This window comes from Nocardioides endophyticus (genome assembly GCF_039543845.1).
In the GTDB taxonomy this organism is placed as follows: domain Bacteria; phylum Actinomycetota; class Actinomycetes; order Propionibacteriales; family Nocardioidaceae; genus Nocardioides; species Nocardioides endophyticus.
Window position 1 is genome coordinate 23062 of record NZ_BAABKN010000025.1, and the last position, 10909, is coordinate 33970.

Annotated in this window: 9 protein-coding genes; 6 read left to right on the forward strand and 3 right to left on the reverse strand. The window is 69.1% G+C overall.

What is annotated here, in order from left to right:
- From ABEA33_RS19805 to ABEA33_RS19825, 5 genes are all read left to right on the forward strand, one after another.
- Positions 1 to 1032 (forward strand): dihydrodipicolinate synthase family protein, encoded by a 1032-nt coding sequence (locus ABEA33_RS19805; protein ID WP_345528681.1) that lies wholly within the window; start codon positions 1 to 3, stop codon positions 1030 to 1032.
- A 124-nt stretch (positions 1033 to 1156) separates the two neighbouring features.
- On the forward strand, positions 1157 to 2116 hold the full coding sequence (locus ABEA33_RS19810; protein ID WP_345528682.1) for an alcohol dehydrogenase catalytic domain-containing protein: 960 nt from the start codon (positions 1157 to 1159) through the stop codon (positions 2114 to 2116).
- On the forward strand, positions 2109 to 2885 hold the full coding sequence (locus tag ABEA33_RS19815; protein WP_345528683.1) for an SDR family NAD(P)-dependent oxidoreductase: 777 nt from the start codon (positions 2109 to 2111) through the stop codon (positions 2883 to 2885). The genes ABEA33_RS19810 and ABEA33_RS19815 overlap by 8 nt, the downstream gene beginning before the upstream one ends.
- Entirely contained in the window at positions 2882 to 4396 is a 1515-nt protein-coding gene (locus ABEA33_RS19820) for an aldehyde dehydrogenase family protein (protein WP_345528684.1), read from the forward strand. Before ABEA33_RS19815 ends, ABEA33_RS19820 begins: the two co-directional genes overlap by 4 nt.
- A 14-nt stretch (positions 4397 to 4410) precedes the next feature.
- Positions 4411 to 5799 carry an FAD-binding oxidoreductase gene (locus ABEA33_RS19825; protein ID WP_345528685.1) on the forward strand — a complete coding sequence of 463 codons (1389 nt, stop codon included), beginning with the start codon at positions 4411 to 4413 and terminating at the stop codon, positions 5797 to 5799.
- A 216-nt stretch (positions 5800 to 6015) separates the two neighbouring features.
- Here ABEA33_RS19825 and ABEA33_RS19830 read toward each other — a convergent pair whose 3' ends face one another.
- Positions 6016 to 7701: a right-handed parallel beta-helix repeat-containing protein gene (locus ABEA33_RS19830; protein WP_345528686.1), complete on the reverse strand. Its 1686-nt coding sequence runs from the start codon at positions 7699 to 7701 to the stop codon at positions 6016 to 6018.
- A 474-nt stretch (positions 7702 to 8175) separates the two neighbouring features.
- Positions 8176 to 8409, reverse strand: a complete 234-nt coding sequence (locus ABEA33_RS19835) for a DUF3099 domain-containing protein (RefSeq protein ID WP_345528687.1) — start codon at positions 8407 to 8409, stop codon at positions 8176 to 8178.
- A 249-nt stretch (positions 8410 to 8658) separates the two neighbouring features.
- On the opposite strand from ABEA33_RS19835, the gene ABEA33_RS19840 reads away from it, so the two are divergent.
- Complete coding sequence (locus ABEA33_RS19840) at positions 8659 to 9252, forward strand: dihydrofolate reductase family protein (RefSeq protein WP_345528688.1); 594 nt, start codon at positions 8659 to 8661, stop codon at positions 9250 to 9252.
- A 541-nt stretch (positions 9253 to 9793) separates the two neighbouring features.
- On the opposite strand, the gene ABEA33_RS19845 is transcribed toward ABEA33_RS19840, so the two are convergent.
- Positions 9794 to 10732 (reverse strand): DMT family transporter, encoded by a 939-nt coding sequence (locus tag ABEA33_RS19845; protein WP_345528689.1) that lies wholly within the window; start codon positions 10730 to 10732, stop codon positions 9794 to 9796.
- Positions 10733 to 10909 lie beyond the last annotated feature (177 nt).

A 10909-nucleotide genomic window follows, 5' to 3' on the forward strand; every position in this document is an offset into this window, starting at 1 on the left:
ATGGACGCCCACAAGGCACGCCGGCTCCGCGCGGGCATGGTGATCCCGGCCCACCCTCTCGCGCTGCGCGAGGACCGGACACTCGACGAGTCGCTGCAGCGCGGGCTCTCCCGGCACTACCTGGACGCCGGTGCCGGCGGGTTGGCCGTCGGGGTGCACACCACCCAGTTCGAGATCCGCGACCCTGCCGTCGGCCTGTACGAACGTGTGCTGTCACTCGCCGCAGAGGAGGTCGGCGCCCGGATGGCCCGCCCGCAGCCTCTCCTCGTCGCCGGCGTGATGGGACCGACGCCGAACGCGGTCCGCGAGGCGGAGTTCGCCGCCGGTGCTGGCTACGACCTGGCGATGGCGATCATGACCGGCTGGGGGAACGCCAGCGAGGACGAGATCCTCCGCGGCGTGGAGGAGATCTCCCGGGTGCTTCCGGTGTTCGGGTTCTACCTCCAGCCCACCCTGTCCGGGCGACGCTTCGGCTACGGCTTCTGGCGCCGGTACGCCGAGATCCCGGGGGTGGCCGCGATCAAAGTCGCCCCGTTCGACCGGTACGCGACCCTCGACGTGGTCCGGGCGGTCATCGACGCCGGTCGTGCCGGGGACGGCGACGACGCGATCGCGCTCTACACCGGGAACGACGACACGATCGTGAGCGATCTGCTGACGCCTTACCGGTTCGGCGGCACCACCGTGCACATCGTCGGCGGACTGCTCGGACAGTGGGCAGTGGGGGCCGCTGCCGCCGTACGCCTGCACCGGGAGATTCGCGCACTCGTCACCGCCGATCCGGACTCCCCCGTGCTCGACTTGCTGGCACGCGGCGCCCGGCTCACCGACGTGAACGGAGCCGTCTTCGACGTGGCGAACCGCTTCGCCGGCAGCATCGCCGGGGTGAACGAGGTCCTGGTCCGCGACGGGCTGCTCAATACCCACCGGTGCCTGTCGGACCACGAGGTCCTTTCCACGGGCCAGGACGCCGAGCTCGACCGGGTGCTTCTCGAGCACCGCGAGCTCCTCTTCGAGGAGACCCTCCGATGACCCGCGCCTCCCAGGGCGGCGAGCGAGTCGAGGCCGTCGACCGCCACGGCATGCCGCACTGGCTGGTCCGGTGCCACGTGGACGCCGGATCGACCACCTCCCACCTAGATACGGAGCAGCCGACATGAGAGCCCTGGTCTTCACCGCCGCCGGCGAGGTAGAACTGCGCGAAGTTCTCGAACCTGTCGCCGGTGACGGCGAGATCCTGGTCGACGTCGCTGTGGCGGGAGTCTGCGGAAGCGACGTGCACGGGGTGCTTTCACCGGGCTTCCGCGTCCCTCCGCTGATCCTCGGCCACGAACTCGCCGGGACGGTCGACGGACGACGAGTGGCCGTGAATCCGCTACTCACCTGCGGCACCTGCCCGACCTGCACAGCCGGTGCGACCTTCCTCTGTCCCGAGCGCCAACTGATCGGTGTGCACCGCCCTGGCGGCCTCGCACCCCGGATCGTGGTGCCGGCCGACTCTCTGGTGTCCCTACCCGACACCATGGACTGGCGGACCGCCAGCGCGATCGAGCCGACGGCCAACGTCGTCCACGCGCTCCGGATCGCGGAGCGGGACCTCACCGGGGACTGCCGTGTGGCCGTGCTGGGTGCCGGCGCCATCGGGCTGCTGACGCTGCAGCTGCTGCGCCGGCGAGGCGTCGCCGATGTCACCGTCGTCGACGTGGCCGAGTCCCGGCGTGCCCAGGCAATCCAACTCGGCGCGACCGGTACGGAGCTCCAGGGGGTCTACGACGTCACGATCGACGCGGCAGGCACCAGCACGACCCGGGCCGCCGCGCTCGCCCGGCTGCGTCCTGGCGGACTCTCGATCTGGATCGGGCTGGCCGACCAGGTGCCCGGGTTCGACGCCGCCGACCTGGTCCGCCAGGGCAAGCGGATCGCCGGCTGCTTCGCCTACGACCGCCACGACTTCCGGGCCGCCGCCGATGAGGTGAGCGATCTCGACCTCTCCTGGATCGACATCCTGCCGCTGGGCCGCGCGGCCGACGAGTTCGGCGATCTCCTCGCGCACCGCAGCGATCGGCTGAAGGTCGTGTTCCACACGGATCACCTGGTGGAGGACAACGATGGCTGACCCCGGGGGGCGTGTCGTCCTGGTCACCGGTGCGGGTTCCGGAATCGGAGCGCGGCTCGCCGGAGTCTTCACCAGCGACGGCGACACCGTCGTCGTCGCCGACCAGGACCTTGACGCCGCCACCCGCACCAGCGCCGCGCTCCCTCGGTCGGTCGCGTGCGAGGTCGACGTCCGCGAAGAAGACCAGGTGGCCGCCATGGTCGTGGATCTCCACGAGCGTGGACTGCACCCCGACCTCGTGGTGAACAACGCCGCCACCTGCTCCGACACCCCCTTCGAGGAGTTGCCGCTGACCGAGTGGCGGCGCGACCTCGACGTCTCGCTGACCGGTGCGTTCCTCGTGTCAAGGGCCCTCTTCGATGACCTGCGCCGCGAAGGCGGATCGGTCATCAACGTGGCCTCGGTCAACGCCGCCCGCTACTTCGGCAACGAGGCCTACAGCGCGGCGAAGGCTGGCCTCGTCTCGCTCACCCGCAGCCTCGCAGTGCGCTGGGCACCGCACGGCATCCGGGTGAACGCGGTGCTCCCTGGCACCATCCAGACCCCGATCTGGGACGAGCGGCTGCGCCATGACCCGGGGGCCCTGGATCGAGCGGCGGCGATGTACCCCCTCGGCCGGATCGGCGTGCCTGACGACATCGCACATGCGGTCGCATTCCTGGCCTCCGACAAGGCGACCTGGATCACCGGCGTCTCCCTCCCCGTCGATGGCGGACTGCTCGCCGTCGGCTCGACGTCGTTCGCGCGCAGTATCGAGGAGCACGTATGACCACCAAGACGACCGGCGCGGACAGCACCGCCACCGATCCGCGCACGGGCGACCCGCTGACCGGCGTCGCCGCCACGTCGGTCGACGAGGCCGAGGCACTGATCTCCGCTGCCGCTGCGGCGAGCTCGGACTGGGCTGCGCTGCCCCGGCCCAAACGCGCACGGCTCCTGCGCCGCGTCGCCGACGGCCTGGAAGCCAAGGGCGCAGCGATCGTCGCGGCCGCCGATACCGAGACCGCCCTCGGACCAGCCCGTCTCGAGAACGAGCTCCGGCGCACGACGGGACAACTGCGGATGTTCGCCGCCGAGATCGAGAGCGGCCACTACCTGCAGGCGCTGGTCACCGAGGCCGACCCGACCGCCGGTGTTCCCGACCTCCGCCGGATGCGGTTTCCCCGCGGTCCGGTCGTCGTGTTCGCCGCGAGCAATTTCCCCCTGGCCTTCTCGGTGGCCGGCGGTGACACGGCCTCCGCTCTGGCGGCGGGCTGCCCCGTGGTGGTGAAGGCTCACGAGAACCACCCGGTCACCGCCGAACTGGTCGCCGAAGTCCTCCGTCGCGAGCTCCCAGACGACGTCTTCGCCCTGTGTCATGGGCGGGAGGCCGGAACAGCCCTGCTCGAACACCCGGCCACGACCGCCGTCGGGTTCACCGGGTCGCTCCAGGGCGGAGTCGCGCTGGCCCGAATCTGCCGCGACCGCCCGGTGCCGATCCCGTTCTTCGGCGAGCTGTCCAGCCTGAACCCGGTGGTGGTGATGGAGGACGCCGCCACCGCATACGGACTCCGCATCGCCCAGGAGTTCGCCGCGTCACTGACCCTCGGCAACGGCCAGTTCTGCACGAAGCCGGGACTCCTCTTCGTGCCCGCCGACGGGCCGATGCGCGAACTGGTCGCCGACGCGATCGGGGCGAGCACGACCGGGGTGCTCCTGACCGCCTCGATGCGCGAGCACTACCTCGACCACCCCGGGCACGAACGGCTTCCGCTTCTGGCGCGGGGCCAGAGCGACCCCGGATCGCCACTTTCCGTGTCACCGGAGGTGCGGTTCGTTGACTCGGCGTCGTACGACGAAGCGCTGCCGCTCCTCATCGCGGAGCGCTTCGGCCCGGCCGGTGTCGTCATCACCTACACCTCCCAGGCCGATCTGATCGCGATGCTCAAGCGGCTCCCCGGCAACCTGACCGGTTCAGTGCACAGCACGGTCGGCTCCCCTGACGCCGACCCGAAAACAGACCTCGCGGCGGCCGCACAGGTGCGTGCCGTGGCAGAGGTGCTCAGCAAGTGTTCCGGACGACTGATTCACAACGGCTGGCCGACCGGTGTGGCGGTCACGCTCGCCCAACACCACGGCGGCCCCTTCCCCGCGACGACCGATGCCGCGACGACTTCGGTCGGCGTGACTGCGATCGAACGTTGGCTGATCCCGGTCGCGTACCAAGACTGGCCGGACAGCCTGCTGCCTCCCGAGCTCCAGCGCGCCAACCCGCTCGGCGTCCCCCGCCGCGAGGCATGAGTTGAGGGAGAGCGATGACTGACCTCGGTGACGTGCTCGCCCGGCTCCCGCACGAGATCGTCGTGACCGACCCCGAGCTGATCGCTTCCTACATCCGCGACGAGTCGCGGTTCACCGAGCACGCGCCCCCGGGTGCCGTCGTCGCACCACGCTCGACCGCCGAGGTGGCCGCCACGTTGTCACTCACCCACGAGGTCGGCGTCCCCGTCGTGACTCGCGGTGCCGGTTCTGGGCTCAGCGGCGGCGCCAACGGCCTGGCGGGCTGCCTGCTGCTGACCACCAAGCGTCTGAACCGCATCCTCGAGGTCGACCCCGTCGAGCGAATCCTCGTGACGCAGCCGGGGGTGGTGACGGCCGACGTCCGCGCGACAGCAGCGGGCGCGGGCCTCATGTACCCGCCCGATCCGGGGAGCGTCGCGATGTCGACGATCGGGGGCAACGTCGCAACAAACGCAGGCGGAATGTGCTGTGTGAAGTACGGCGTGACGGGTGACTACGTACTCGGCCTGGAGGTGGTGCTGGCCGACGGCCGCATCCTGAGGACCGGCCGGAGGACGATGAAGGGCGTGGCGGGCTACGACCTCACCCACCTGTTCGTCGGCTCCGAGGGCACCCTCGGCGTGATCACCGAAGCAACCCTGCGCCTGGTCCCGGCACCTCGTGATCCGCACACCGTCCTGGCCACGTTCGGCGACCTGACCGCGGCCGGCCGGGCGATCGACGGGATCTCGACCAGTCGGGTCACGCCCTCCGTGTTCGAACTCCTGGACGAGACCACGATCCGGGCCGTCGAGGATCGCTCGCCCCTGGGTTTCGACCTGACTGTCGGTGCCGTTCTGCTGCTCCAGAGCGACTCCCTGAACGCCGCCGCCGACGCAGCCGAGCTGTCCGAGATCTGCTCCCGCTCGGGGGCGCTCGAGGTCGCGGTCAGCGAGGACCGCGACGAGGCCCGGGCGCTGCTGGAGGCACGGCGGCTCGCCCTACCTGCGCTCGAACGGCTGGGCGACTGGCTGTTGGACGACGTCTGCGTCCCGAGGTCCAGGATCGTCGAGCTGCTCCGAGGGATCGAGCGCACCGCCGCCGAGGAGCGCCTCACCATCGGGGTCTTCGGGCACGCTGGCGACGGCAACATGCATCCAACGATCATCTTCGACGCGGCGGACCACGCGAGCTCGGCCGCAGCACACCGAGCGTTCGACGCGATCACCGCGACCGCGCTCCGCCTCGGCGGCACGGTGACGGGCGAGCACGGGATCGGGCGACTGAAGACCAAGTGGCTGGAGCGCGAACTCGGCCCGGTTGGACTCGACGCGCACCAGACGGTCAAAGAGGCGTTCGATCCCCGCTGGCTACTCAACCCCGGCGTGGTGCTGGCGCGCCGGGGTCCGAGGCGCTCGCCCTGAGCGGGCCCCGTCTTCCTGGACTAGGCAAGAAACTGCTGCGGAGGGTCGAGAGCGCTCAAGAGGTCGCCCGTCACGTCGCCCGGGGAGAGTGCGGAACGCTGCGAATCGGCTTCACCGCGGGCTCGGCGTACGGCGTCCTGCCAGGCCTGCTGGACCAGCTGCACCGTTCGGTGTGCGACGCAGGCGGCCGGATCTTCTTCTCCAGCGAGCTCCTTCTCACACGGTGACCAGCCGCAGCCCGTCGTAGCGCAACGACGCACCGTGCACCGTGCGGTTCGCGGGCGCATCGAGCCGGATCTGCGCGATCTCCCGGTACTCCAGGATCGTCCCGCGCAACGGCTTGCCCCGCGTTCCGGCACCCGAGACGACGACGTTCATCCCCGGCGGCAGCTTGCGCCAGTCGCCGGTGGCGAGCTCCAGTAGGTCGCTGCCGGCGGTCATGTCTACCTTCGCCCACACCGTCGTGGTGTCCAGCGACCCGAAGCCCGTCCGGGGCTCCGCGACCACCCAGCGCTGGCGTCCGAGGTCGTCGGCCACCACGTCGCCGCGCTTCTGCACCAGATGGGTGCGCGGGGTCGAGTCGCGCTCGACTGGCAGGTAGCGCGTGTTCCGGTAGGGCACGGACTGCTGCACGTTGCGGATCTCGTTGGCGCCGATCTGGACACTCACCGTCGGCCGGTCGACGTTCAGGAACCACTGGGGCTGCTTGGCCTGCATGTCAGCACCGACCGTGTTCCCCTCGATCCGGATGCCGTAGGCACCCACCACGTCGCCGGTCAGGTCGCCGTACGCGCCGAGTCCGTCGATCCCGATCGCGGCTGTGCTCGGTTCCTGGCCGGCCGGGGTGTCAACGACGTTGTGGAACAGGTTGTCCACGACACTTGCGCCGAACACGGCGTTGGTCAGGTGAACGCCGAAGACCGCGAAGTCGCGGATCTCGTTGCGGAGCACCCGCACGTCCTTGACCAGGTAGAGCGCGATCGCACCCGGCGCGTCGGGGTGGCCCGTGAACCCGTGGATCGCATTGTCGGCGATCGTGATGTTCTCGGACAGGACGTCGAGGTTGCCGACGACAGTGATGCCGCGGTTGCCGGGAAGCCCGTCTCCCCTGACCAGAACGTTGCCGGTCACGTGCACGTTGCGCAGCACCGGCTCCTCGACGTAGTTGCGGGCGTTCTGGCAGGAGACCCCGACCTTGCAGTTCTCGACGTAGTTGTCACGGATGAAAACGTTCTCCCCGCCGTGGCAGTCGATACCTTCCCAGGTCTGGTTGTTCCGGACGACGTTGCGCTCCACCCAGAGGTTGCGCAGCCAGTACCGGCCCTCGCCCCGCCGGCTACTACCGGTGCCGATGGCATACGTGTTCGGTGCCGTCGTACTGGTGAGTGTGTCGAACTCGTTCTCCAGCACGCGGATGTCCTCACACTCCACCAGCACGTACAGCATGCTGTAGGTGCATCTGTAGAAGCGGCAGTGCTGCACCAGGATGTTGCGCGAGTACTTGAACGTGATCCCATCGCTGCCCTGGATCTCGGTCACGAAACAGCGCTCGAAGGTGAATCCGTCGCAGTGCTCCACCACGACCCCACCCTTGCCGGCCACATAGGCGCCCGTGGTCGCCGTGCCGTTACGGACCCCGAGGTCGATGATCCGGACGTTGACGAGGGGATCATTTGCGGAGCCGACCACGGCGAAGACCGGGTGATTCCCGAGCGAGGAATGGTCGCGGATGACCGTCGCCGACCGCCCGGCGCCACACAGGGTCACGTTGCTGCGGAGCTCGATGGTGGTGCCGACCTGGAACGTTCCGGCGGGGAGCACCACGACCCCTCCGGCAGCCGGGACGGCGTCGATGGCTGCCTGGATCGCTGCCGCCTCGTCACCTGAGCCCGTCAGTGCCACCGTCGAATTCGGCGCGACCGCCTGTGCCGGCGCCGCTCCCAGCACCGCTGCACCAACGGCGCCTGTCGCTGCCACGCTCAGTCCGCCAAGCAGCTTGCGGCGGTCGATTCCTGTCTGCTCACTTCCTCGCGACACCACTCACTCCTCATTCGTATGTTGCATGCAGCATGTTGATATGAAGAGAAGGTGTCAACCCTCAAAATCGGCCTGCGTGGATCGACGCGGCGTACCAGTGTCCCGTTACCCCTCCGCTACTCCAGTGGCTGATCGCGCGCCTTCCTGGCATCCGCAGCAGCCGGCGGCTCCGTTTGCGGCCGACCCGGACAAGCTCAGCTTCGACTTGGCATGCCCGACACCCGCGGTGAAACGACGCGCCTGCTGGGAGGCACCACTTGCCGGAGACCGGCGCCGCATCCCACGCGAGAGCGCGTCGAGACGCGAGCCGGCGCAGGAGACTGCTGTCACTCCCTTTCCTCAGCGGTCCTCACCCCAGTTGGCGATGATGACGGCGATCGGTGGGAGAACGGCAGCGACGACCGACATGGCCACCGCCGTCGATGTCGACCACAACCGAACCAGGTTCCATGCCAGCAGAATCAGCGCCAGGCAGGCGCCCATCAGGGCGAAGTACCAGCGGCGACGGCGGCGAAGCCGCTCGCTTTGCGGCCTGCGCACCGTGCTGGCCGTGACGAGCAGATGTCGTCTCACCCGTCCACTCTCTCACTCGGCCGCACCGCACGGCCGGTCTCCTGCTCCGCGACGAGTTCGCTCATCGGGAGATCCCCCGCGTCCCGCTGGCGGCGAAAGAGGCGCTTCTGCAGCGCGCTCCGATCGCGAGCCGAGGCTCAGCAAGCGGGGGTGCCGACTCTCGGCTGTCGGTGTGAACGCGTGGGCCTGCCAACGTCTGGCGGCGCGCCACGCCGATGAGTCCACGCAGTTCTTCTTGTCGGTACTGCCATGACCGCGACCTACACCTTTGACATCTTCTCCAGCATCGACGGCTTCGGCTCCTACTCTCCACCGGCCAACTGGGGTGGCTACTGGGGTAAGCAGGGACCCGAGCTGCTCGCGCATCGGCTCGCGGCGTACGGCGGCGAGCAGCGGATGGTCTTCGGAGCCAATACCTACCGGGCGTTCGCGGAGATGTTGGCCGCGAGCAGTGAGGGTGACGATGTCCGGGATCCGTGGGTGGACCGGATGCGGAGCCTGCCGGCGTACGTCGTGTCCTCGACATTGCGGGAGCCACTCGACTGGCCGGATGCGACCGTCGTCAGCGGGGAGCCGGCCGAGGTCGTTGCTCGGCTCAAGGAGGAGTCCGATGTCCCGTTGCGCTCGCACGGCAGTCTGCGCCTCAATCGGGCGCTGATGGCGGCAGGGCTGGTCGATCTGGTCCAGCTCACGTTGTACCCGGTCATCTCCGGGCAGACCGGGGACGAGCCGATCTTCGCCGGCGCCGCCGACTTCGACCTGGAGCTGCTCGAGAGCCGGACCCTCGACTCCGACATCACCGAGCTGATCTACCGACCCACTCTGCGTACTTGGTCGAACTGAGGGCCAGGCACGGAGGCGGCCACTAGCCGCAGATACGGGTGTGCGCGCACACACGAGTGGTATCGGACGCACCGGGACACGTGCGACCCGCTCCAGAGCTGGGCACTCAACCTGCGCTCCGCGAATCTCGTAGTACGGCCGGCTCACCGTGTCGCCTCAGCTCGGGCGATGTAGGCCGTTCCAACTTCCCCAACGGCAGCAGGAACCAATGGCGGTTTACGCAGCCGATCTTCGCGTGCTCCACCGGGCCTTCAGTGCTGTCGACGACGTCACGCCACAGCACCTCGGCCAGGGTGCCGCACTCCGGGCAAAGTGTCGTGTCCATGGACGCTCCCTCGATGAGGTGTATCTCGTTGAGGAAGCGCGCGAGACGGTCCAGATACGCGAACGGCCGCCCTGCCGCCGAGCGCCGACCGGCACAACGGCATCAACCGGGTGCGACACCAACCACGACCTCGCCGGTTCCTGCACCTGCGCGAGGTGGCCGGAGCCGCGGAACGACGCGAGTAGATCTTGTAGACGTCCTTGGTGCCGGGGTGTCCTAAGTCAGCCCCGTGGTCTCGATGACGCCCGCGCCCACCGAATCGGGGTTGTACTCCTGACGTGTGCGTCCGAGCACGAAGATGCCAGCCAGTACGACGCTGAGCCCGGCGCACTGCAGTGCTAGTGACGACGGCGAACCGCTCGGGCGCTCGGCGAAGACCACGATGCCAAAGCTCAGTGCCGTCAACGGGTTCACCAGATTCAGCATCGGTAACGACTCGGGTAGCCGGGTGCGGTTGTAGATGTGCTGGTTCAGCAGGAAGCCGCTCAGGCCGACGATGACCATGGCGTAGAGCGGCCAGGAAGTAACGAGCTCGCCCGCGCTCCGGACGCTGGTGGTGGACTTGATCGCCCCCGCCATCAGGCCAAACACGATCCCTCCGGCCGTCCCCAGCAGCAGACCCTGGTGCGTCGGGAACCTCACCGAGGCGCGCAACGCCAGCAGTACCCCCACACTCCCGACGCCGATCAGCACAGCGGCCGCCTCCCCGTTCGGCAGGTCATTCCCTCCGGTCGGCCCGGCCGCGACCAGGAAGAGCCCGAGACCAACGGCCGTGACGGCACCCCACACGACGGTACGACGCGGCGGCGCGCGGCGCTCGAGAAGGTCGCGGAACACCATCGAGAAGAACAGAGCCGTCACGGCCAACGGCTGAACGAGCGTCAACGTGCCCAGGTGCAGTGCGGTGGCGTGCAGGGCGAGGCCCACCAGCGAGGCGAGCACCCCGAGGTACCACCGCCATTGCGACAGGACATGGCGAGCCAGCTCGCTCGCGCGTGCTTCCTGACCGGCACCGGACGCCCCGTAGTGCATCAGGGCGGTGGACCAGCCCGCGGCCACCGCCGAGGCCAACGCGACCGCAGCAGTCAGCCAGCTCACTCGAGCCCTCCTGATCCGATGGATGGGCGGGGCCGGTTGCAGACCGGCGGTCCCCACCGTAGGTCACACGATCGATAGCCGAGTCCCGGGCGCCTGACCCCGCCCGTAGCCGAGGAACCCCTCCCGGCCAGGACCGTGAAGATGCAGCACGTCGGGTGCGCCGACAGGCGGCGGAAAGACTGTGAGGATCGCCTTCGCAGCCTGATGGTGATGGGCTGTGGGTTGGTGACCGCG

Excerpts from the sequence above, each read along its gene's own strand:
- ABEA33_RS19805 (WP_345528681.1), top strand. The coding sequence starts at position 1 with ATGGACGCCCACAAGGCACGCCGGCTCCGCGCGGGCATGGTGATCCCG.
- ABEA33_RS19810 (WP_345528682.1), top strand. The coding sequence starts at position 1,157 with ATGAGAGCCCTGGTCTTCACCGCCGCCGGCGAGGTAGAACTGCGCGAA.
- ABEA33_RS19815 (WP_345528683.1), top strand. The coding sequence starts at position 2,109 with ATGGCTGACCCCGGGGGGCGTGTCGTCCTGGTCACCGGTGCGGGTTCC.
- ABEA33_RS19820 (WP_345528684.1), top strand. The coding sequence starts at position 2,882 with ATGACCACCAAGACGACCGGCGCGGACAGCACCGCCACCGATCCGCGC.
- ABEA33_RS19825 (WP_345528685.1), top strand. The coding sequence starts at position 4,411 with ATGACTGACCTCGGTGACGTGCTCGCCCGGCTCCCGCACGAGATCGTC.
- ABEA33_RS19840 (WP_345528688.1), top strand. The coding sequence starts at position 8,659 with ATGACCGCGACCTACACCTTTGACATCTTCTCCAGCATCGACGGCTTC.